The organism is Sporosalibacterium faouarense, assembly GCF_016765695.1.
Taxonomy (GTDB): Bacteria; Bacillota; Clostridia; order Tissierellales; family VENL01; genus Sporosalibacterium; species Sporosalibacterium faouarense.
Map to the genome: position 1 here is coordinate 1 of NZ_JAETGO010000003.1, position 24,348 is coordinate 24,348.

26 protein-coding genes are annotated in these 24,348 nt (G+C 33.1%); 1 reads left to right on the forward strand and 25 read right to left on the reverse strand.

The features are described 5' to 3' along the window. Nucleotides 1–389 precede the first annotated feature (389 nt). Nucleotides 390–983 (forward strand): spore protease YyaC, encoded by a 594-nt coding sequence (gene yyaC / locus JMO20_RS00205; RefSeq protein ID WP_202707129.1) that lies wholly within the window; start codon nt 390–392, stop codon nt 981–983. Between the two features lie 15 nt (nt 984–998). Here the strand turns inward: yyaC and JMO20_RS00210 are convergent, their stop codons facing one another. The 25 genes from JMO20_RS00210 to JMO20_RS00330 all read right to left on the reverse strand — a co-directional run bounded on the left by JMO20_RS00210 (nt 999) and on the right by JMO20_RS00330 (nt 24,178). Then, entirely contained in the window at nt 999–1,283 is a 285-nt protein-coding gene (locus JMO20_RS00210) for a YkuS family protein (protein WP_202707130.1), read from the reverse strand. A gap of 96 nt (nt 1,284–1,379) precedes the next feature. Continuing rightward, nucleotides 1,380–2,261 (reverse strand): diacylglycerol/lipid kinase family protein, encoded by an 882-nt coding sequence (locus JMO20_RS00215; protein ID WP_202707131.1) that lies wholly within the window; start codon nt 2,259–2,261, stop codon nt 1,380–1,382. 33 nt (nt 2,262–2,294) lie between these two features. Next, nucleotides 2,295–2,822, reverse strand: a complete 528-nt coding sequence (locus tag JMO20_RS00220) for a DUF4446 family protein (RefSeq protein ID WP_202707132.1) — start codon at nt 2,820–2,822, stop codon at nt 2,295–2,297. Between the two features lie 124 nt (nt 2,823–2,946). Next, nucleotides 2,947–4,089 carry an aminotransferase class V-fold PLP-dependent enzyme gene (locus JMO20_RS00225; RefSeq protein ID WP_202707133.1) on the reverse strand — a complete coding sequence of 381 codons (1,143 nt, stop codon included), beginning with the start codon at nt 4,087–4,089 and terminating at the stop codon, nt 2,947–2,949. A 217-nt stretch (nt 4,090–4,306) separates the two neighbouring features. Then, entirely contained in the window at nt 4,307–5,101 is a 795-nt protein-coding gene (gene yqeB / locus JMO20_RS00230; protein ID WP_202707134.1) for a selenium-dependent molybdenum cofactor biosynthesis protein YqeB, read from the reverse strand. 6 nt (nt 5,102–5,107) lie between these two features. Then, nucleotides 5,108–5,686 (reverse strand): molybdenum cofactor cytidylyltransferase, encoded by a 579-nt coding sequence (mocA, locus tag JMO20_RS00235; RefSeq protein WP_202707135.1) that lies wholly within the window; start codon nt 5,684–5,686, stop codon nt 5,108–5,110. After that, on the reverse strand, nt 5,683–6,438 hold the full coding sequence (gene yqeC, locus JMO20_RS00240; protein WP_202707136.1) for a selenium cofactor biosynthesis protein YqeC: 756 nt from the start codon (nt 6,436–6,438) through the stop codon (nt 5,683–5,685). Before yqeC ends, mocA begins: the two co-directional genes overlap by 4 nt. 21 nt (nt 6,439–6,459) lie before the next feature. Further along, nucleotides 6,460–7,479: a molybdopterin-binding protein gene (locus tag JMO20_RS00245; RefSeq protein ID WP_202707137.1), complete on the reverse strand. Its 1,020-nt coding sequence runs from the start codon at nt 7,477–7,479 to the stop codon at nt 6,460–6,462. Nucleotides 7,480–7,585: 106 nt separating this feature from the next. Further along, nucleotides 7,586–9,310 (reverse strand): adenine deaminase, encoded by a 1,725-nt coding sequence (gene ade, locus JMO20_RS00250; RefSeq protein ID WP_202707138.1) that lies wholly within the window; start codon nt 9,308–9,310, stop codon nt 7,586–7,588. 68 nt (nt 9,311–9,378) lie between these two features. Further along, entirely contained in the window at nt 9,379–10,353 is a 975-nt protein-coding gene (locus tag JMO20_RS20210; RefSeq protein ID WP_202707139.1) for a xanthine dehydrogenase family protein molybdopterin-binding subunit, read from the reverse strand. Further along, a complete protein-coding gene (locus JMO20_RS20215) occupies nt 10,350–11,624 on the reverse strand; it encodes a xanthine dehydrogenase family protein molybdopterin-binding subunit (RefSeq protein WP_202707140.1) in 1,275 nt (424 codons plus the stop codon). The genes JMO20_RS20210 and JMO20_RS20215 overlap by 4 nt, the downstream gene beginning before the upstream one ends. A gap of 1 nt (nt 11,625) precedes the next feature. Beyond that, the gene (locus JMO20_RS00265) at nt 11,626–12,105 is read right to left on the reverse strand and encodes a (2Fe-2S)-binding protein (RefSeq protein ID WP_202707141.1); all 480 of its coding nucleotides are present in this window, start codon (nt 12,103–12,105) and stop codon (nt 11,626–11,628) included. 22 nt (nt 12,106–12,127) lie between these two features. Continuing rightward, nucleotides 12,128–12,994 carry an FAD binding domain-containing protein gene (locus JMO20_RS00270; RefSeq protein ID WP_202707142.1) on the reverse strand — a complete coding sequence of 289 codons (867 nt, stop codon included), beginning with the start codon at nt 12,992–12,994 and terminating at the stop codon, nt 12,128–12,130. Between the two features lie 383 nt (nt 12,995–13,377). After that, nucleotides 13,378–14,736: an NCS2 family permease gene (locus JMO20_RS00275; protein WP_207753392.1), complete on the reverse strand. Its 1,359-nt coding sequence runs from the start codon at nt 14,734–14,736 to the stop codon at nt 13,378–13,380. A 374-nt stretch (nt 14,737–15,110) separates the two neighbouring features. Next, nucleotides 15,111–16,925: an adenine deaminase gene (gene ade, locus JMO20_RS00280; RefSeq protein ID WP_243414583.1), complete on the reverse strand. Its 1,815-nt coding sequence runs from the start codon at nt 16,923–16,925 to the stop codon at nt 15,111–15,113. Between the two features lie 21 nt (nt 16,926–16,946). After that, the gene (locus JMO20_RS00285) at nt 16,947–17,231 is read right to left on the reverse strand and encodes a EutN/CcmL family microcompartment protein (protein ID WP_202707144.1); all 285 of its coding nucleotides are present in this window, start codon (nt 17,229–17,231) and stop codon (nt 16,947–16,949) included. A 30-nt stretch (nt 17,232–17,261) separates the two neighbouring features. Continuing rightward, entirely contained in the window at nt 17,262–18,191 is a 930-nt protein-coding gene (locus JMO20_RS00290) for a flavoprotein (protein WP_202707145.1), read from the reverse strand. A 34-nt stretch (nt 18,192–18,225) separates the two neighbouring features. Then, entirely contained in the window at nt 18,226–18,507 is a 282-nt protein-coding gene (locus JMO20_RS00295; protein ID WP_341533965.1) for a BMC domain-containing protein, read from the reverse strand. 69 nt (nt 18,508–18,576) lie between these two features. Continuing rightward, a complete protein-coding gene (locus tag JMO20_RS00300; RefSeq protein WP_202707147.1) occupies nt 18,577–18,993 on the reverse strand; it encodes a BMC domain-containing protein in 417 nt (138 codons plus the stop codon). 23 nt (nt 18,994–19,016) lie between these two features. Then, a complete protein-coding gene (locus tag JMO20_RS00305; protein WP_202707148.1) occupies nt 19,017–19,505 on the reverse strand; it encodes a hypothetical protein in 489 nt (162 codons plus the stop codon). Between the two features lie 24 nt (nt 19,506–19,529). Further along, on the reverse strand, nt 19,530–19,793 hold the full coding sequence (locus tag JMO20_RS00310; protein WP_202707149.1) for a BMC domain-containing protein: 264 nt from the start codon (nt 19,791–19,793) through the stop codon (nt 19,530–19,532). Nucleotides 19,794–19,814: 21 nt separating this feature from the next. Then, a complete protein-coding gene (locus JMO20_RS00315) occupies nt 19,815–21,200 on the reverse strand; it encodes a UbiD family decarboxylase (RefSeq protein ID WP_202707150.1) in 1,386 nt (461 codons plus the stop codon). Between the two features lie 33 nt (nt 21,201–21,233). Beyond that, on the reverse strand, nt 21,234–21,788 hold the full coding sequence (locus tag JMO20_RS00320; RefSeq protein ID WP_202707151.1) for a UbiX family flavin prenyltransferase: 555 nt from the start codon (nt 21,786–21,788) through the stop codon (nt 21,234–21,236). A 215-nt stretch (nt 21,789–22,003) separates the two neighbouring features. After that, entirely contained in the window at nt 22,004–22,615 is a 612-nt protein-coding gene (locus tag JMO20_RS00325; RefSeq protein ID WP_202707152.1) for a cysteine hydrolase family protein, read from the reverse strand. A gap of 90 nt (nt 22,616–22,705) precedes the next feature. Beyond that, nucleotides 22,706–24,178 (reverse strand): dihydroorotase, encoded by a 1,473-nt coding sequence (locus JMO20_RS00330; RefSeq protein ID WP_202707153.1) that lies wholly within the window; start codon nt 24,176–24,178, stop codon nt 22,706–22,708. Nucleotides 24,179–24,348 lie beyond the last annotated feature (170 nt).

The following is a 24,348-nucleotide window of genomic DNA, read 5'->3' on the forward strand; positions in this document are numbered from 1 at the left end:
TTGTGACGACTCTTAATACTATAACAGCATTATTATTCTTTGTCAAATGTTTTTTTGTTTTTTCTTCAAGTATTTCTTTTGTGTTTAAAACATACTTTATATTAAACATAATTTTTCCAACTCACTACTTATTTAGAAAGGAAAAACATAATAAAAGAAACATTTATAAATAAGCTAATACAAATTTTACTCGCTTATTAAGCGACGCATACTAATATAACATAGATAATTCTTCGAGTCAAATAATATTTCTTGCTTAATTAATTCTTATATTTATTTCAAGCTAACTGAATTAATAAAACCTTTTTAGGAAAAACTTCATGATAGAATTAATATCTTTCTATATCGAAGGATATGCTTTTCAATTTTAATATTCTGGGAGGATTAATATGAACCTATTAACTAGAAAGAAAATCTCAAGCATTGATTCATATGAGCCTATGGCGGTTTCAAAATTTAGTAATATGATCTTGGAACATTTAACAACACATTATAATCATGGATATGACGAACTTATTATTGTTTGTATCGGAACTGACAGATCGACTGGTGACTGTCTAGGTCCGTTAACTGGTCATAAACTTTTCAACTCTTTAAAAAGATATGACAATATTCATGTATTGGGAACTCTAGATGATCCTGTACATGCGAAAAACCTGTCCGAAAGAATACAAGATATTAACCTTCTATATAGTAACCCCTTTATAGTAGCCATTGATGCTTGTTTAGGCAATGTAGAAAGAATCGGACATATTTCTCTATCATTAGGCCCTCTAAAACCAGGTGCTGGTGTTAATAAAGACTTGCCTAAAATTGGAGATATGCATATAACTGGTGTTGTAAATTTGAGCGGATTTATGGAGTATGTAGTTTTACAAAACACTAGATTAAGTGTAGTTATGAGAATGGCAGACGTGATATCCTCTAGCTTTATAACTGCTCTGTGGAGATTTACTAAGAGCAATAAAGCAGCAAAAAATTAAAGGGTATAAATACCCTTATTCAAATAATGGACTGTATATCCTATTACTTATTATATTATCAATATCATCTACAGTTTTTCCTGTAGCATTTATTAATATAGCAGCTTGGTGATTATCCATATCTTCTCCATCTGCCATGCTTATCATTTGATTCTCATATGGGATATCATATCCATCTGTCATATATATAATTGCTTCTACATTTTCATTATCCTCAATATCTGATATGTCATACCCTATACTAGATAATTGGGATCGCAAACTATATAACTCTTTTTGTACCGCTATTTTTTTAGACATAGAAACACACCCCTAATTAATAATTTCTAATGAATATATTATTTTCAGTGGTGTGCTTTTTTATTCTAATATTTTAATTTATTCAATTCTCATAAACTATCCACAGATAACATCAATCTTATTGTCGTGCATGGAGAATATATCTTTCTCATTGAAATGAAAGACCTCCCCGTCTATATTAATATACATCCTATCCTTAGATTTTATTTTCACTTCATTTGCTTTATAATTTTTAACATATTTTGTATGCTTAAGATGATTACCTTTAAAAACCGATGGAAATATAAATAATAACTTTAATTTAGATATTTTATCTATTATACATACATCAAAGTAACCATCATTCAGCTCTGCTGAAGGACAAATTTTCATTCCTCCTCCATAGTATTTGCCATTACCTATAGCAACCAGTAATATTTCTTCTTCTAAAATTTCACCATCAAGCTCTATACATACTTTTTTATTTCTATACTTAAAGAGAGTGACCAATAGCCCTAGAATATATGCTATTTTCCCTTTAAAAAGTGTTTTAATATTTTCTGTATTCTTTGCAATTTCTGCATCAAATCCGATACTACCGACATTTAAAAATATTCTACCATCGACTTTCCCTGCATCTATAGTGTGAAGTTCTCCTTTAATTATAACATCTAATGCTTTAGCTGGGTCCATTACCAAACCTAATGATTTTGCTAAGTCATTGCCTGTTCCCATTGGAAGCAATCCTAAATTCCCATATCCAATATTTAATATTCCTTCTGCTACTTCATTAATAGTTCCATCTCCACCAACTGCAACAATAGTTCCATAATTTTCTTTAAGACCTTTTTTTGTTAATGCAATTGCATGCCTTGGAGCTCTAGTATACTCAATTTTATATTCTTTATTACTATCACTCATTTTCGCTTTAATAAGTTTGGCAATGTCTGTCGACTTATTTCTTCCTGCTATAGGATTTATAATAAATAATATTTTCAATTTATTATCCTCCATCATTAGTTATAGTAAGCACTATGATCTCGCTATTTCTTCAGTAAACGATTTATTGTTTATTGCTCTGTTTATTGCCTCTATCTCTTCCTCTGATAAATTATATTTTGATTTTCCATTTATAATGGATTTTGCATAAGTGTTACATTCATCTCGACCATATATGCTAGTTATAACAAATCCGTTGATTTTATCATCTAACATTGCTATGGAAAAGCTCAAGTCATTCCCCATTTCACTAAAAGCATTGTATCTTATAAAACCTACTTTTTGAACTGAAAGCTTTAATCGATCATCTAAATCATAACAAAAATCCTTTAACTTAATTATATCTTCACTTACTTCATCTACCCTATCTAAGCTTTGAAATATAATTTTCTCTAAAGAACCAGCTTCTACACCCTCTACAAGCCTGTCATACTTTTTCGTTATTGAAGAAATTCTAAACTGATTAACGATATTAAATATTAATAATACAAATAATATAATTCCCATACCTAAAATAATTTCAAAATTATAATTTGAAATAAACTCCTTAATTATTTCCATTGGGCTCTCCTTTCAATGCTAAATTTTTGACTACAAAGCTTTAAATATGAAACTATTTTAAGTTACATACTTGTCCACTTTTATAATAGCAATATAAATGCCTAGGCATTTATATTGCTATTATTTATATTTCATTTACTATATTCTTTATAGCTTCTAAAGCTTTTTCTATATCTTGATGTGTAGTAAATGTCCCTAGACTAAATCTGACTGTCCCTTGCTCAAATGTTCCAATAGTTTTATGAGCCAATGGTGCACAGTGAAGTCCAGGTCTTACCCCTATATCAAAAACCTTATCAAGTATATAGCTTACTTCTGAAGAATCTTCATCTCCTATATTAATTGATACAACTGGCGCTTGCTTTTCAGCATCACATGGTCCATATATCCTTACTAGTTCAATCTTCTTTAATTCATCTAAGAAATATTTTGTCATATTCTTCTCATGTTTTCTAATGTTTTCTATACCTTTATCCAATATATACTGAACCCCTGCACCTAAACCAATAATTCCTGGAGTATTTGGAGTGCCACTTTCAAATTTATCTGGAAGCATCTCAGGTTGTATTAGTAAATCTGACTTACTGCCTGTTCCTCCTTCTTTCATCTGCATAACATCTATGCCTTCTCTAATATAGACACCACCTGTTCCTTGTGGTCCTAGAAGACTTTTATGGCCAGGAAAAGCTAAAATATCTATTTTCATATTTTCTACATCAATATCATATACTCCTGCAGTTTGAGCTGCGTCTACCATATAAATAATATTATTTTTATCAGCAATATTCCCTATTTCTTTTATTGGAAAAATAGTTCCTGTAACATTAGAAGCATGGGTTGTTATTATTAACTTAGTATCTTCATTTATGTTATCCTCTATATCCTGAACACTGATACAGCCTTTAGAATCGCATTGAACTATGGATGTTTCTATCCCTAGTTTTTCTAAAGCCTTAAGAGGTCTTAAAACTGAGTTATGCTCCATAGATGTTGTAATTACATGATCTCCTGGTTTTAATATTCCTTTTATAGCTAAATTTAGTCCATCGGTTGCATTAGAGGTAAATATAATATTCATAGGATTACTTATATTAAAAAGTTTACTAAGTAATTCTCTAGTTTCATATATTCCCCTACCTGCTTTAAGAGCTAACTTATGACCAGACCTACCAGGATTAGCTCCATAGTCTTTCATTACACTCATTATTGCCTCATAAACTTTTTCAGGCTTTGGGAATGACGTAGCTGCATTATCTAAATAAATCAAATTTGTCACCTCCACATAACAATATATGCATTTATTATATCATATTATATGCCTATGGTAATTAGAAGTGAAGCATGTATTGTACAATTACTTATGATTATTCTTCATATGTCTTTATTTTCTCTAACTTATAAAGAATCCTCCTTATTTTAAAAATTTTTAAGCGAAAAAATTACATATTAAAATTTTATATGTTATGAATAGAATTAATTATACTTCAGCCTTTATTTTGCATATATAAGATTGCTTCTAAAACTCCTCCTCCAATTGCCCTAGCCTTTTCAGATATAGTAAAACAGCTTTCCTTTATCCCCCTCGGATCTACATCTCCGATTTTTATACCTTCCTTTACATATGTATTATTCATAATTAATCCCCTCAAAACACCTTTGATTTTACTCTTTACTTCTGTATCATTTATCTCTGCTATTACTTGTTCTTTTTCTACCATGTCTCCTATTTCACATTTATTAATTATCCTGCCTTCACATGGGGCTTTTACTACTCTTTCTAATGTATAGCCAGCTATATTGCCAGGAATACCTGTATTGGACTGAGGCAATCCATTAAAAATTAGTCTCCCTAAGTCATGTCCTCTATTAGACTCTATCACTATATTTACATCTTTCCCTGCTTCAAATCCTGGTCCTATGCCTATAGTTATAGGAGCCATAGCTTTATTGGTTCCCATATTTCTCTTAGCTAAGATTGCATCTACCACCACATCACTCTCAATTTTATTTAAAATCGAACAGTTTTCATCTACTTTTATAGGTACATGTCCCTGTTTCCATATCATATATATATCGTCTATATCATTAGCTTTAATACATCTTATCCCTTCGACACTTGTTTCACCGTCGAAAATTCCTTGAGCAAAGGATACCTTTCGCCTTATCGCCATCGGATGCTCAATTTCCAATACTAATACTCTAAATCCACTTCTATGAAGTTTTTGAATTATTCCAGAGGCAATATCTCCACCACCTCTTACTATCACAATTTCATTCAAAACATCTCAGCTCCATTTCGTTAAGCTTATATATTCTTCAATAGTATCTATATCCATTCCGATTAGTTCTTCATCTATATTTAAAACACCTACTTTGTCTAGATTCCTTTTAATAATGTTTCTACCACCCTTATCGCCTTCTATATTTAAAAGCTCTTCTTTAAATATAGATGAGAATATAGTTGGAGTTCCTCTTTTGCCGTTATAACTAGGAACTACTATCTCATATTTCCGACTATTAAACATATTTATCAGATTATTAACAGTTTCAGTATTTAGATAGGGCTGATCTCCAACAAAAAACATAAATCCATCTGTTTCCTCTTTAGCTGAAAATATTCCTAGCTTAATAGACTCGCTTTGCCCTTTTTCAGCAAATCCATTATATATTGTTGTAATTCCATATTTCTTACCGATATCTTTAATCTCATTTTTTCTATAAATTAAAATTACTTCATCTATTTTTGAAGATATAATAGATTTTAGCACATGTTCTAAGATAGGAACTCCATTAATCCCTAAAAGTAATTTTTCCTTATCCATTCTTCTAGAAAAACCTGAAGCTAGGATAATTCCAGTTATCATATAAACACCTCATACTTTCTCTTGAAGTTACTTCCTACTACTATTCTATCAATCGTATTTCTGCTTCCTAATAACTTCTTACAAATTTCATTTCCATATTTAGCTCTTCCTTCTTCAGCTTTGTTTAAAAATAAAACCTTATTGCTCTTTTTAGGTGAAGATTTAAATAATCCTTGCTGTGACAATACAAGCTTTACAATAATTTCTTCATCAATAATATCATTGATTTCGGTTTCAACAACATTACATAATATATTAGGTCTATGAACATTTTCCTCATTTATCTTTTTATACATACTGTCTAGACCTATTACCCCTATTACCTTAGTTACCATATCTGGAATTACAGGTTCATGAGAAGCAGGTGCTTTAATAGATTTTCTCTTAGCTCCGTCAGATTCTATAATTATATAGTCAAATATATTCTCTCGAAAAAGCTTATTCATAGTTTCCTTGTCTAACCCTAGTAACTTTCCCTCACTTGATATTTCACTGCCTATCACTGTTATTGTTCTCTTTGGTATCCCATAAAGAAGTTTTGTTTTTTTACTATCTAAATTTATTATTAACTCATCATAGTCATCTTTAATTGGCTCATATATTGCCGTCGTAGTTGAAACTAACACTTTTTTTCCAATATTCTTTAGTTTTTTAGCTAACATAAACATAGTGGAGGTTTTTCCCCCACCTCCTACTAGGCATACCATTTCTTTCATATCTAAATTTATTCCAAAAGCTTCACAAATCTCCAATGTACCCTACTCCCTTAACCTCTATTTCCCAAAAGAGCATCTTGGATAATGACATATCTTACAATTCAAGCAAAGTCCTCCATGCCCTAATATAGTAATATCTTTTCTTTTGATTTTTTCCTTTGCTAACAATCTTGGATATATTAAATCAAATACCGTCGTTTTGTGATACATCCCACAAGCAGGAACTCCCAATATTGATGCTTCACCTTTATATGCTAACATTAGCATTGCTCCTGGTAAAACAGGTGCCCCATAGGTTACTACTTCATCAGCTACGTTCTTAATAGCATTTGGAGTGACATCATCAGCATCTACAGACATTCCTCCAGTAATTAGTATTATTTCTGCTCCTTTTTCAACAAACTCTTTTATCCCGCTTTCTATTTCTTTTAAGCTATCAGGAGCCTTCTCTATACCTATAAGATTACCTCCATACCTATCAATTTTTTCTTCTAATACTGGTCCAAATTTATCTTTGATTCTTCCCTCAAACACTTCTGTCCCCGTTATTAATATTCCAACTTTTAAATTTTTTATCTCTTGTACTTTTATTATTTCTCCTTTGTCCTTACATATTTCTTCTACTTTATTAATCCTATTATTATCCGTAACTAGTGGAATAATTCTTGTCCCTGCCACAGTTTGTCCCTTATCAACCAAAGAATTATTATGAATAGTAGCTAAAATGACTTTATCAATATCATTTATCTCATTTACACCTTCCACATTAACCTTAACTATTCCCTTATAGGAAGCCTTCAAGCTAATCTTACCTTCTGATGGCTCACCATAATATAGTCCACCACTGTCTATTGCTTTGGTTATCCTCTTAGCCGCTTCATTTTCATGGATCTCATTTTCACTTAGCTCTAAAACATATATATGGTTTTTTCCCATATCCTTGAGTCTATCAATATCTTCTTTTTTAATTATATGTCCCTTTTTAAAGGCAGCTCCTTTGAATTCACCTGGTATTACCTGAGTTAAGTCATGAGCTACTACCATTCCTATTGAATTATCTACTTTTATTTTTTTCATTTTAGCCTCCCAAACCAACCCATATGCCTGTTAAGCAAAGGTACTTCTATGAATAGAAGTACCTTTTTTCTTATTTTTTATATCATTAATTATGTACTTCTCTCTTTTAATTCTGTACACTTATATCTATAAAGTCAAATTTAGTTACATCAAATAGCCCTTTATCTGTCACTTTGATATCTGGAATAACAGGAAGTGCAAGGAAGGCTAGTGTCATAAAAGGATCTATTTTTTCACTAACACCTAATTGATTGTAGGCAATATTAAGCATTTCCTTTAACTCACTATCTACATCTTCCATAGAATTTTTAGATATAAGCCCTGCTATTGGTAATGGTAAAGTCTTTACTGGCTTACCACCCGAACATATAGTAATACCACCACCCACTCTTGATACTTCATTTATTGCAGCTAACATGTCTTCATCATTATCTCCTATAACGATAATATTATGAGAATCATGGGCTATGGTTGATGCAATAGCTCCACCTTTTAATTTAAAATCCTCAACAAGTCCTAAGCCTATATTACATGTAGCATTGTGTCTTTCTATTACTGCCATCTTAAGTATATCTAAGTTCTTATGATATTTAAATTTACCATTTTCATTTTCAACTTTTCTTACGACCTTTTCAGTTACTAAACTATGAGGCAATAGCCTTATTACATTAACTACATCAGAAGTAATACTCAATTCAAGATCTTCCTTAGATATTTCTTTAATCCTTACAGTATCAACAACATTCGAGTTGTCTATTTCCTTAACTTCAAATAATGCTTTTTGATCTTCCGCTACTTTTTGACCTTTTTTAAATACCTCTAGGATATTAAACTCCTTTAGATTGTCAAACACTATAATATCTGCATCATAGCCTGGTGCTATAGCTCCAATATTCTTTAACCCATAGCATTCAGCTGCATTTATTGTTCCCATTTGTATAGCAGTTATTGGATCGACCCCATTTTTCACTGCTAAGCGTACATTATAATCTATATGACCCTTTTCTAATATATCCTCTGGATGCTTATCATCAGTACAGAATAAGCATCTTCTAGAATTCTCTTGATTTACCGCTCTAATTAATGTTTCTAGATTTCTAGCTGCAGAACCCTCTCTTATTAGAATATACATACCTAATCTAAGCCTATTTATCATCTCTTCAACTGTTGAACACTCATGTTCAGTTTCTACTCCAGCTATAACATAAGCATTTAAGTTCTTACCTGAAATATCCGGCCCGTGACCATCTATAATTTTGTTCTTTGCAATCTCAATTTTTTGTATAGTATCTTCGTTTCCAGCTATAACTGATGGATAATCCATCAGTTCTCCAAGTCCTAAAACCCTATCGTGATTAATTAATTCTTCTAATTTATCTGCCCCTAAGATTGCTCCCGAATGTTCAAACGAAGTGGCTGGTACACATGATGGTAGCATAAAGAAGATATTCATAGGCAAACCTTCACTAGTATCTATCATATATCTAATGCCTTCCATTCCAAGGACATTTGCTATTTCATGGGGGTCTGCTATTATTGTTGTGGTTCCTCTTGGAACTACAGTTCTAGCAAACTGAGGTGGCGCAACCATAGAAGATTCAATATGCACATGACCATCTATTAATCCAGGTGCAATATACTTGCCCTCCATATCTATTTCATTTTCACTTTTATACTCACCAATTCCAACAATTTTTCCTTCATTTATTGCAACATCTCCCTGTATTATTTCATGGGAGAAAACATTAACTATTTTAGCGTTCTTTAAAACTAACTCTGGTTCGTTTCTACCTGCAGCTAAATCTATTTTCTTTTTAATTTCTAAATTCATATAATCACCTCTCTTTATTAATGTACTTATCCGATACATATAATTAATAACTATTTTTCATTCTTTCACTATTTTAAAGCTTTTAGTATCTTATCAGGAGTAACTGGTGTCTCAGTAATTCTCACTCCTATAGCATCATGTATTGCATTTAATATTGCAGGTGCTACAGGTATCATAACTGGTTCACCTATTCCTTTAGCTCCATAAGGCGCAGTAGACTCTGGATCTTCAACAATTACATTTTTAATGTCTGGCATATCTAAAGCTGTAGGAATAATATAATTAGTAAAGCTATTATTCTTCATCTTACCTTTTTTTAAATTCAAATTTTCAAAAATACCGTATCCCATGCCCATGGCAAAGCCACCTTCCATCTGACCTTCTACTAACTTTGGATTAAGTGCTTTACCTACATCTTGAGCAAGAACTCCATCAATTACTTCAACGATCCCTGTTTCTGTATCTACTTCTATTTCTACTCCGCAGGCTGAAAAAGTATATGGCCAATATGGTGCTCCTTGACCTGTTTCTTCATCCATTTCTGTAGTTTGAGCTATAAACTCTTCTTCAACTTTTAAGGGATTCTCCTTATAGTCTTCTGCTATTTCTTTAAAGGATATTTTTCTACTTGGAAAGGTCTTAACAAATACATTGCCATTCTCAACTTTTAACCCTATATTAGTATTTAACTTCATTTTATCTACTGCTTTATCTACTATTAATGCTTTAAGTGCCTCTGCTGCTTTCTTTATTGCATTACCTGTGTTGTATGATTGACGACTAGCAGCTGCTGTACCTGAATCTGGTGTTACCATAGTGTCTTCATTAATAAATATAATATCTTCCACTTTTAATCCTAAGGCTTCTGCGGCTATCTGAGTCATTACAGTTTTAGCACCTTGCCCTACCTCTGTTGCACCAACATAAATAGCAACCTTTCCGTCATCTTGCAGCTCTGCCTCTGCCTTTGATATATCAGGAAATCCATTTCCATATCCTGTTCCATAGAAAATAATCCCTACTCCTTTTCCTCTCTTCTTCATTCCCTTTCACCGCCTTTTTTACCCTGTGTAAAGTTCATTACCTTCTCTACCTCTTGTATGCATCTATCCAAAGGAACGCTTTCTTCAAGTATCTGTCCAGTTGCTGTCTCTGAACCTAACTTAAACATATTTTTCATTCTTATTGTCATTGGATCCATGTCTAATTTCTCTGCTAAAATATCCATTTGTTGTTCGTGGGCAATTGGAACCTGAGTAGCACCAAATCCTCTCATAGCACCGGCAAATGGGTTGTTTGTATAAACTGCATAACTATCTACCTTAACATTTGGTATCTCATATGGTCCAGTTATATGAACTCCTGCTTTTCTTAAAACATTTATTGCCCAAGAAGCATATGCGCCAGTATCTCCTACAATTTCTGCTTCCATAGCAAGAAGTTTTCCATTTTTATCTGCCCCAGTTTTACACTTCATAACCATAGGATGTCTCTTACAGTGAGCTACAAATGATTCTTCTCTTGAATACGTGCACTTTACTGGTCTACCTGTAGCCTTTGCTGCCATAGCTAAATGTATTTGTAATGTTATGTCTTCTCTTCCTCCAAAAGCTCCTCCTACAGCTGGATTAATAATTCTAACTTTTTCGGTAGGTATTCCCATCGCTTCTGCGACCTCTAACTGGTCAAAATGAGGATATTGAGTTGAAGCGACAACTATAATCATTCCATCATCATCTACATATGCTATACCTGCCTCAGGTTGCAAAAACGCGTGTTCAACCATATGTGTCTTATATTCAGTTTCAGCTATTACATCGCACTCTTTAAATGCATCCTCTACATTACCTTTTCTTATTTTATAATGATATACGATATTACCATCTTCATGAACCTTTGGAGCTCCCTTTTTCATTGCTTCAATAGGGTCAAAAACTCCATCAAGTTCTTCATATTCTACATTTATTTTATCCATTGCTTCTTCTGCTGCTTCTTCTGTTTCTGCAACTATAAAAGCGATAGGATCTCCTATTCTTCTTACTCTTGTCTCGCATAAAACTTCGTGATCTTTAAACAATACTCCATGATAGTTGTGTCCTGGAACATCTTTAGCAGTTAATATCTTAACTACTCCTTCTACTTTTTCACCTTCACTTATATCTACTTTTATATTTGCATGGGGTTTATCTGAACGTAAAGTTTTACCGTATAGCATATTATCCATATAAATATCTTGAGGATATACAGCTCTTCCAGTAACCTTGGACAAACCATCCACTCTAATAATATTTTTCCCTACAACATTTAGTTTCAATTTAATTTCCTCCTTTTTCAAGAAGTATCGCTGCCTTCTCTATAGCATCAACTATCTTGTTATATCCTGTACAGCGACATAGGTTTCCAGATATTCCTTCTTTTATCTCTACCCTTGTAGGCCTTGGGTTTTTATCTAGTAAAGCTTTAGCCGATAAAATCATACCCGGTGTACAAAATCCACATTGTGTTGCACCTTCGTCTAGAAATGCTTGCTGAATAGGATGAAGTGTCCCATCTTCTTTTTCTAGCCCTTCAATTGTTATTATATCCGCGCTTTCAGCTTGAAAAGCCATAACCAAGCATGAAGTTACCACTTCTCCATCCATTATTATAGAACAGGCTCCACATTCTCCTTCGCCACATCCTTCTTTCGTCCCTAATAAATTAAGCTTTTCCCGTAATAAATCAATAAGTCTCATGTTCTCATCTATTTTAATTCTATGTTTTTTACCATTTACAGTAAGATTAATTTCCTTCATATATATCACCCTTCCTCTAACCTTAGGCTTTTATCAATTGAATTGCTTCTCTTATGGCCTTCTTGAATGTACCCATTACAGCCTCACTTTTAAATTCTTTACTAGAACGTCCTTCTAATCTTTTCTCTATTTCAGATTTTAAGAAACGTGCACTTTCTTCAATGAAATTTTCATCTAATATCTTATCTCTAATAAAATCCTCTGTGCTTTTTTCTCTTAATCCATACTTACCTAATGCGCCGCTTCCTATTCTTATTTCTTTACATCTATTATCTTCATCAATCTCTATACATACGCTCGTTGCTATTCTAGAAATTGCTAATGCTTTTCTAAGTCCTAATTTACTAAAGCCTAAAGCTTGATTCTTTTGCAGCTTGCTAAACTTTATAGAATGTAACAATTCATTTTCCTTTAAGTCTATTTTTCCTTTATCAAGAAATAGTTCTTGTAGTGGAACTTCCCTCTTCCCCTCTACCGACATAACAACAGCTATGGAATCTAGTGCTAATAAAGGTGGTACAGTATCCGCAGCAGGGGATACGTTGCATATATTCCCACCTATTGTACCTAAATTTCTAATTTGAGGTGAACCTACAAGTCTTGAAGCTTCTTTTAGTCCCTTTAATCTATTATCTAACTTCTTACTCTTTTCAATCTTTGTAAATGTTACTGCTGCTCCTATTTCTACATAACTTTCTTCTATCTTTATTTGAGATAACTCTTCAACATCAGATATATCTATAAGAACCTCAGGTAGCACTTTTTTATGCTTTAAATCTATTACTATATCTGTTCCTCCTGCTATCAACTTGCTTTTATCCCTATACTTATCTAAAGACAGTAAAGCTTCATTTAGATCTTTTGCTTTGATTACTTCTTTTATTTTCATATGGGATTTTACCTCCTATCTTAATTAAATATATTAATTAATCTGATTGTGAAATAACTCTATTATTACATTTAGGATAAAACAATGAATTACAAAACAATATGTGGGAAGTGCTTGTTGGAATATAGATAGTATTCTTATTAAGAATACATTTATTTATAAGTTTTACGTGTAACTTAACTTTCGTAGAAGCTTGTTTGGGGAACAAGAAGTTTAATAAATTAGATTTATAAGCATGATATTTAATGAAATACTTATTATCTAAAAAAACTAACCTTAGAATTAATTATATTTTAAAATATCCCTAAGATTACTTTTCTTAGATAAGCTGATTTTTTAAACATCCGCTCCCAAGGGAGCGGATGCAAGTTTTAAATTTATTATTATACTATGAATTTCAAAACAAATAGAATTGCTAAAATGTACATTACAGGTGAAACATCTTTAAATTTACCTGATAATACTTTTAATATTACATATGAAATCATACCAAATGCTATACCTTCTGCAATACTATAAGCTAAAGGCATCATAATAATAGTTAAGAAAGCTGGTATTGCTTCAGTAAAGTCTTCAAAGTTTATCTTAAGGATTGGTGACATCATGAATAAACCAACTAGAACTAGTGCTGGTGTAGTAGCCTCAGTTGGAATTATTCCAAACAATGGAGCTAAGAATAATGCTGCACCAAATAATATCGCCGAAGTAAAAGCTGTAAGACCAGTTTTACCACCTTCAGCTACACCTGAAGCACTTTCAACATAAGTTGTTACTGTACTTGTTCCTAGACATGCACCTACTGTAGTACCAACTGCATCTGCAAGTAATGCTTGCTTTGCCTTTGGAAGATTTCCATTCTCATCTAGCATATCTGCCTTTGAAGCAACTCCAACTAGGGTTCCAATGGTATCAAACATATCAACAAATAAGAAAGTAAATAATACTATTAACATATCAATAGTGAAGATCTGGTCAAATTGGAACTTAAATGCAACCTTTGATAGTGAATCCCCTATAGTTGATACATCAGTGAAAATATTTTGTGGTAATTCTGTTATTCCTGCTACTATACCTGCTATAGTACTAAATATAATACCTATTAATATTGCTCCTTTAACCTTTCTAATTAAAAGGAAGCCTGTAACAATAATTCCCAAAATAGCTACAATAGCTCCTGGGCTAGTAACATTTCCAAGTTCAACTATTAGTCCACCAGAATTTGGAATAACTTCTGAACCTTCTTGAATTAACTTACCAGTTTTTACGATTCCTGCTCCTGATAAACCTATAAAAGCTATAAATAAACCAATACCTACTGATACAGCATTTTTCAAGCTCATTGGAATTGCTTTAACTATTGCCTCTCTAACATTAAAGAATGAAAGAACTATAAATATTAAACCTTCTAATAGAACTGCTGTTATTGCAAATTCCCAAGAATATCCCATTCCTAAAACAACTGAATATGCAAAGAATGCATTAAGTCCCATACCTGGAGCTAATACAAATGGATAGTTTGCATAGAATGCCATAACTAGTGTAGCTACAAAAGCTGATATAGCTGTGGCTGCAAATACTCCATCAAAATTCATTCCAGCATCTGCTAATGTCAATGGGTTAACTATAAGGATATATGCCATTGTCATAAATGTAGTAATACCTGCAACTATTTCTGTTTTAGCGTTTGTCTTGTTAGCGTTAAGTTTAAAAGTCTTTTCTAAAAAGCCTTTTGAAGTACTCAAAATATCTCCCCCTCGAGTTTATTTTAATTCTATTGTTTACTAACAAAATGATTAACTTTTGTACTATCCTCCTTTCTCTAATATTTATGAATATGTCAGATTTGACATAAAACAACAATTTTTATTGTTTTCTTAGTAATATTGTACCATAAACTTCTATAATAAAGAATTTTCAAAATTTTCATTTTAAAAAAATAGAGCTTACTTGACTTATTGTTCCCCCTGAAATAGTTATTAACATAACTATTTTTTTTACTTCCGTTTTTTTTGCAAATGTTTTCTTAGATTTTCATCACCGTATACAAGTTTTTTAACTGTCAAATATACCTTTTTTGAGTAAGGGATTAGTTTTAAACTAGTCCCTTACTTATTTTTTATTCTACTACAGGTGATAATATTTCAAAGTTGTTTACATCAACTAATCCTTTATCAGTAATCTTCCATGCAGGACTTGTTGATAAAGATACAAATGATAGATGCATAAATGGAGCATGAACTGTTCCACCTAGCTGTTCTTGAACTGTTCTTTCAAGGTTTGCAATCTTAGTACTTACCTCTGAGCCAGTTAACTCATCAGTTATAAGACCTCCAACTGGTAAAGCTAGTTCTTCAAGAACTCTGCCATTATCTACAACTGCTATTCCTCCGCCCATTTCAATAACTCTATTAACAGCAGCTGTCATATCTTTAATATTTGTTCCTACAACAAGAATATTGTGTGTATCATGGGCAACACTTTCTGCAAAGGCTCCTCTTTTAAGTCCGAATCCTTTTATAAATGCCTTTCCTATGTTGCCAGTCCTACCGTATCTCTCTATACACGCTATTTCTAGTACATCTTGATTAGTATCAGGTTCAACAATACCTCTACTTGTTCTAAGATCAAATTCTAAACTTCCTGTTAGGTTCTGGTCAGGAATTAACTCAATGCATCTAACCTTAGCATTATTTCCAGAGGCTTTAATCTCTAAATCAGATTCAGATATAGGTCCAATCTTAACCGAACTCTTAACAGAATCTGGATAAGTATAAGGTGGCATATCTATTACCATCTCACCTTGAGATGCAGCTAATTTTCCACCTAAGAATACAGCCTCAACTTTCATTGTGTTAAGATCGCTTATTACAGCTATATCAGCAACATTCCCAGGTGTTAATGCTCCTCTATCGTGGAGACCAAAATATGTAGCTGGATTAATAGTTGCCATCTGTATAGCTTCTACAGGATCTACTCCTTCTCTTATAGTTCTAGCAATTATATCATTCATATGACCTGACTTTTCTAAGTCCTCGGCCACCATATCATCAGATACTAATACACATCTTCTTGAATCCATTCCCTCTTCAGTAACAGCTTTTATGCACTCTGGCATATTTCTCTGAGTTGAACCTTCTCTCATGAATAAGAATACCCCTTGACGAAGTTTCTCCATTGCCTCAGCTTTAGAGGTTGTTTCATGACAAGAACATCTTCCTCCTGTTGATATAATATGAGCCGCTAGTTCACTACCGAAAAGCTCTGGAGCATTACCATCAACTACCTTTCCTAAGCTTTTAGCATATGTTGTTGATGCTAACAAGTCCGTAATTATTTCAGGTGTATTTCTATATACATGTTTAGCATTACTAAAGCCTTGTAGCTCACCTATTCCAACAATATTTGGATAATTTAATAAAGCAGGCATATCCTTAGATGTTATATCATAACCAGCAGTTTCAAGGTCTGGACAGTCAGGTGTAAGAGCTGGAACAACAAGCTTCACATAGTTGGGAACTGTACCTGCTTCGTCAGCCATAGCTTTCATCCCCGTCTGTCCCAACGCGTTACCAATTTCGTGGGGGTCAGCGATTAAAGTTGTTGTCCCTGATGGTATAGATAATCTAGAAAACTCTGTAATTGTTAACATACTACTTTCAAAATGCATATGTGAATCTATAAATCCTGGGGAAAGATATTTTCCTGAAACATCCACTACAATTGTTTCTGGTCCAATCAATTTCTCTGCATCTCCAACTACTAATATATATTTCCCTTTTATTGCTATATCAGCAACATATACTTCTCTCGTTATTGTATTAACAACATTTCCATTATATAAAACTACGTCTGCAAAGTGTTTATCAGACATTAGTGAGTCAATTAACTGTCTATTCTCAATAGCTCGTTTATAGCTTTGGGCGTCAACCAATATTGCCCCTCCTTTCATTTGTTATTCATCTAATAACTCCTTATAAACATCGATATTGTCCACAATTCCTATAATTGCAGAATCAATAGCTGAATTTTTCTTATTAGCAGCATTCCTAGATGCAGTACCATGGGTGGTTATAACAATTTCACCTATCCCTGCACCAACTGTATCTACTGCTACATAAGCATCCCCTATTGGCTTATAGTCTAAATCAAGAGGTTGAGTAAGCATCAGCTTATTTCCTGTAAGACTTTCGTCCTTTCTTGTTGCTACAACTGTACCTATTACTCTTCCTAGTCTCACACTACCCCTCCTTTACCTTAATCTGCTCTTTTATACTTTTATAATTTTTATACCTAAACTTTTCGCAGTATCATAGGCTAGAGGAGTAACGATTGTCCTTTTGGGTACAGATAGCTCTCCCCCTTGATTACCCATTTGAAGTACATCCTTTTCTGTAATAACTACCTTTTGACCCATGGAGTTATTTTCTTCTTTAGAATAAGATGAGTCATAGCTATTTTTCACATTAAAATCTTTTTTATTATTTATCTTTAATGCTTTTAAGAGCTCATTTACATATTTTCCTCTTTGAACTTCTATTGTACCCATCTTATTAACTGTTTTAATATGATCTTCTACAATTTTTTGAAGCATAGGCTGCTTCGAATAAGTTCCTCTATATTGAATAGCATTAGCATAGTCAATTAACACAGGCTTGCCGTGCCATAGACTCTGCCATAAAGCAAAAGAAATAAATGTATCCTGAATTCCTAAGGCTAACTTAGCAATGGTGTTCTGAGTAGTCATTGGAACAATAACTCCAGATACTCCTTCTAATACCTTTTCTGTGATTAATTTATCCTTTTCAGTAAAGGTTCTTTCTGGTTTTAAATTCTTTTTCAAAAAATCAATTTCTAATATTTCTTCTGCGCTCTCTGATACTGCAATATCAAAAGTAAGTCCATATTTTTTACCTTCATTTAACTCTTTAATTGCATTCTCTACGTTAACATCTGTACCAGTAAACACAGCTAAAACTTTATTTGACTTATCTAAAGCATTATAGTTATTTAAACCATAATTATTAGTGAATTCTGAACTTCTATACATATTGTTCTTATATACATTTTCCTTAACCATACTAGGAACTTTTTTATTGCTATGGTTATTAGTGATAATAGATGAGTTCCCACTATTTCCATTAACCTTAAAAGTTAACTGATCAATTATTTCTTTTGTTAGGTTGTATTTTTTCAACATTCTAACACCTCATTAATTATAGGCCTAATATAATCTATTGCTGATTGTCCAATATTACTCTTTCTACTTCTGAATGTGGTCTTGGTATTACATGAACTGAATGTAATTCTCCTACACCTCTGGCTGCCTCAGCACCTGCATCTGTTGCAGCTTTTACTGCTCCAACGTCTCCTCTTACCATTACTGTAACAAGACCAAATCCAATCTTTTCATATCCTACTAATGTTACATTAGCAGCCTTTACCATTGCATCTGCAGCCTCAACTGCTCCTACTAATCCTTTTGTTTCTACCATACCTAAAGCTTGACTCATTATAATTCCTCCTTTAATTGTTTGAATTTTTCACAATTATTATTCTTTTAAAGTCTCCATTATTCATGTACTTTATTTCTTTTCATCTTCAGTAGTCGTGTCTTTTTTAGAAGACGTTGTTTTTTTTGTACTTGTCTTTTTATTTTTCGACTTAGCATTGGTGCTTTCCTTCTTTTTGCTTTTTTGCTTAGCTTTCATCTCATTTTGAAATTTCTCTATCAAAAAGCTAACCTCTTCATGGGGTCTAGGAATAACATGTTGAGAAACAACTTGACCTATTCTACTGGCAGCCTCAGCACCTGCATCCACCGCAGCTCTTACTGCTGCAACTTCCCCTGCTACTTGAACAGTGACACTCACTACCTTTCCAACCCCAATAACCTTCTCATATCCTACCAATTGAACATTTGCTGCTTTACTAGCCGCATCTAATGCTGTTATGGCTGTTGTTGAACCTATAGTTTCTATTAACCCTAAAGCTGACTTCAAGATCACACCTCCTTATCTTTTAATTACCTTAAGGAGCCTTTTTTCCCTATCGAATTTAGTGATACTTTAGGGACATAAGCCTCTAAATTTCCAATTACATTGGATTTTACATAACTCTGTTCCTTAGTCTTTTTATAAGGCTCGCTATGTTTACTATCCTTTTGTTCTTTTGTTTTACTAGAAGAATTTGTTTTTGATTTATTTACCAAATCATCTAATGACATCATAGTCTTATTTCTTTTATCATTATTTTGTTGATTGAATGATTTTTTGTTATCTCCTACTAAATCTTCCAGCTGAATTTTCCTATTTGTTCTATTTCTATTATAGCTATAATCATTTGGCTTGGTATAATCTTTCTTTTTTATAATATTTAATATTTCTTTTTTCTCTCTTTCGTTTATATGCATATTTGAAGTTGAGCTATCATTAGTTACATTGTCTTTTAAACTAACCTTACCACTTTGATTAGCTACATTATTCATCATTGTCCTGATTAAAGGGTCTGTCATTATTATACCACCACCATTATATTATTATAGAATCTTATCAACTTCATCATGGGGCCTAGCAATAACATTACTTGAAATTATTTCTGCTAACTGCCCAGCTGTTTCTATCGCATTTTCTACTGCTGCTTTTACAGCTGCTACCTCACCTGTTACTATTACATTTACAACACCTGAGCCCACAAATTCCATGTCAATAATAGTAACATCTGCAGATTTAACCATAGTATCAGCAGCCTGTATTGCAGCTAAATAGCTTCTCGTTTCAACCATACCTATGGCTTGCTTCATACTTTATTACCACCTTCATAATTATTTTTTCGAAGCTTTTGTTATCTCCGGAAAATATCTTTCAATATTAATTTCTTTAGGTTTTTCAAATCCAGGTATAACAGCTCTCTCAAAAAGCTCTGTTTTTTCTCCTAAAGGCTTAGTGGCATCTATTCCCATTTTATCTGTGACTCCTCTAGCCACATGGGATGCTTCTAGACCTGAACCTAAAGCTCTTGGTACTATAACTACATCTTCAGATGCTTGAACCCTAGAAGCCAGTGCAAGCTCTACTTCCTTGTAATCATATATATCAATATCTTCATCTACAATAAGTACATGCTTAATATCCTTACTACTACCTAAGGCACCTAAGATTGCACTCTTACCATCACCTTCGCTTTTCTTATTTATAGAGATAATGGCATGGAACCTACAACCACCACCTACAGTAATGCGAACATCTTTTACATCTACCATCATATTTTTGATACAATTATACACTTCCATCTCCCTAATTAATCCATTAGCTAAGTGTTCTTCTCTAGATGGATATGCATGCTGGAAGATTGGATTGTTTCTATGCATTATAGTTTTAATTTCCATTACAGGATTTGGAGCAACTTCTCCATAATATCCCATCAATTCTCCGAAAGGACCTTCAACATCTCTCCTATTAGGAACTAGATATCCTTCAAGAACCATTTCAGCATAGGCAGGAACCTCTAAATCTACAGAATGGCACTTTACAACCTCTAAAGGCTCTCCCCTAAGCCCACCATCAACACCATATTTATCAACTCCATATTTTTCAGAGCTTATTTGAGATGCTAAAAGATATTGTGCATCATAGCCCAGTACTACTGCACACTCTAATGGCTCTCCTTTATTCTCTAGTTCTGCAAAATGACCTCTTAATAATGGTGATGCTGGTGAAATTAAGGCATTCATATGATCTTTGCCGTTGATCTGAAACCTTCTTACTGCCATATATACCTTACCAGTATCGTGGTCTTTTACAACTAACATTCCTGATGTTATGAAGCTAGAAGCATCCTTTTCGTTAGATTTAGGGATTGGTAGTTTGTTTCTAATATCAATGTTTCTTGTGATGATGTTTTCCTTTATAGGACCATTATTTAAAAGCTTAGGAGCTATGGGATTTGCAATGCCACTCATAAATTTAAATAGCCTATCTTCAGTACTTACGTCCATAAGATCATAGTAAATTTTACGGTTACCATAAACTCCACCAATAAGAGGCATATCATATCCCTTAACCTTATTAAATAATATAGGCTGTTCATTTTCAAAATATGAAAGCACTGCCCCTAATTCATATTCAGGGTCTACAGCCACATTACAAACCTTCAAATCATCTAATTTACTAAGCTTATCTATAACTGCCCTCATCATTTGTCTTTCCAACCTACCCCTCCTTTCTATCTTACTTAACTTAATCTATTCTCCCCATCTCTTTATAAGATTATTTTCTATCCCTATTTGATCTAATGCTCTTCCTACAATAGATGCAACTAAATCTGTAATGCTTTCTGGGTGATTATAGAACCCTGGTGCTGCTGGCAGTACAGTTACTCCAATTTTAGCCAATTTCAACATATTCTCCAGATGTATAACACTTAATGGAGTTTCTCTAGGAATAATAACTAATTTCCTATTTTCTTTAATGATTACATCAGCTGCCCTTGTCAATAAGCTATCAGAATAACCATTAGCAATAGATGATACGGTTTTCATCGAACATGGAACTACAATCATGGCATCTGCCCTAAAAGATCCACTAGCTATAGGAGCCGCCAAATTATTATTGTCATGCCAGTATGTCGCAAGGTCTTTTAACTCATCTAAAGTGACTCCACACTCATGTTCGGTAACCTGCTCACCCATCCTTGAAATCACTAAATGGGTTTCAATATCCATCTCTTTTAATACCTTCAAGAGAGCTACACCATATATTGCTCCACTACCTCCTGAGATACCTACTATAACTCTCATTTAATTTCCTCTCTTTCATAAGACCTCTATACAATATAATATAATACAAGAAAATCTTTCATCTATTTTGATGAAAGGAATAAATCATAATTATATGTATTTCTTTTGTTAAGTTAGTAATCTGAGCTAATTATATCTTTATTTCTCTACAATTTTCATGTGGAATAAAAATATAATCAGCCTTTCAAGATTACTCTATTATTTTATTTAATTTATTATTTTACTTGGTTGGCTTGATCTCCTCCGCCTAACCATGCATCTTCTCCTTTGTCCCATGCATCCATATACTCATCTAAAGTCATTACTTTAGTAAATATACTTAGGTCATTTAAGCCATATTCATGCATTTCATCTGTCTTAGAAGCAGTACAATCACTTAAAGTGATTACTTTATAAGCATAATATAAAGCATCTGAAGCAGTACTTCTTACACATACATTTGTCCAAGTACCTGTAACAACTACTGTATCTATGTTTTCTTCTCTTAAATAAAGATCTAAATCAGTGTGAGCAAATGCACTATGTCTTCTTTTTTGTACAATATACTCGCCTTCTTCTGGATAAAGCTCTTTAATAAAGTCTGACCCCCAAGTTCCTTTAACAGCATGAACAGGTCTAACCTTAAAGTCAGCATCATTTTTTCTATGAGCTTCTTGGATATGAACTAATTGAACATCATCATTTCCATTTGCATTTCTTTCTCTAACCCACTTGAATAATTTTTGAAGATTTGGAGTTATCTTCTTTCCTGCTTCACAGTATAAAGCTCCTTTTGGATCTGCAAAGTCATTTAACATATCTATTACTACTATCGCATGTCTTGCCATTTTATATCCTCCCTTTAGTCATAAAATTATTTTTTTAACTTGGTGGAAAGAAATATTCCCTTCCACCAAGATCTAATTACATATTACTTATTACTTAGTATTTATCCAATTGTGTTGTAGATTTGTGAAGTTTTCTTCTCCTCTTGAGGAATATCTTATGTTCTTTGCTAATTTACTGATTCTTTGTCTTTTAACAAATTGTCCATAACCTTTTTCTCCAACTATACCTTTGTCAAGATCATAAACAAGCTTACCACGAACTATAGTTTTAATTGGTTTTCCTTTTAAGTTTAATCCATGAAGTGGATTATATTTAGCCATTGATTCAGTTTCTTCTTGGTTTATTGTCCACTCATAGTCAAGGTCAACAATTGCAAAGTCGGCATCTGATCCAATTTCCATTGCACCTTTCTTTGGATATAGTCCATATTGAACTGCTGCATTAGTACTTGATACGTTTACTAATTGTCTTAGAGTTAATCTTCCTTTATTGTATCCTTCACTTATTAGGATTGGCATCATTGTTTCTACTCCAGGGATTCCTGGGAAAGCAGTCCAAATATTCATTCCCTCTGCATCTTTTTCAGTTGCAATTTCATAAGGAGCATGGTCTGTTCCTACGAAATCAACGCTTCCATTAGCTAATCCTTGCCATAGCTCTTCATTATCCTTCTTAGTTCTTAATGGTGGAGCAATCTTAGCAAAAGCTCCATGCTCTGACATTGCATCTTGATAATTAATTGTTAAGTAGTGTGGAGTTGCTTCAGCTGTTACGTCAATTCCTCTTTTCTTTGCTTCTCCAACTAGTTTGGCACCAATTCCTGTACTCATATGAACTATATGAAGTCTTGCTCCTGTTTCTTCAGCAAAACTAATTCCAAGTTCTATTGCAACTTTTTCAATTAGTGTATTTCTAGCTTCTGCCCATGCTGGTCCTTCCATACGACCTTCTTTTTCATATTTCTTTGTATAGTAATCAGCCATAGCAAAGTTTTCAGCGTGGATTCCTATTGGAAGTCCAGTTTTTGAAACAGTTTTAAATGCTTCAAGCATCTCTGGATCTGTTACCCTTGGATATGTTGGTACTGATGGAGTCATATAAACTTTAAATGCACAAACTCCTGCATCTGCTTGTTCTTGAACATGGTGTAGATTTCCTTCTCTTACATCTTCTCCAGTTACTCCGCCCCACATCGCATAGTCGATAACAGCATTATCCTTGATTGCATCGATTTTCATGTTTAATTCTTTTACACTTCTTACTGAAGGCTTTGAACAACAAGGCATATCCATTATTGTAGTAAGTCCTCCTGCTGCTGCTGAAGAAGTACCTGTTAAGAAAGTCTCTCTGTGTGTAAATCCTGGGTCCATAAAATGTGTATGTGAATCAAATCCACCTGGAATAACTAGATGATTTTCTGCATCTATTATCTCTTTTGCATCCATACCTTCTACAGAATCAATAAAACCTGCTATCTTCTCATCCTTAACAAGAATATTAGTAAGAATCGTATCATTTTCCCCTTTAGGAATCCTTGCGTTTTTAATGATAACATCAAACATAACTTATTTCACTCTCCTTTTAATTATTTTCAAACGGTTGCGAAAACGTTTTCATACTCTCTTACAAAGAAGCTAGGGAATACTATTCCCCAGATTCTTTGTTATCCATTAGAACAATCCTACTATCTCTCCATCTTCTAATATGTCCATTTTATTAGCTGCTGGTACCT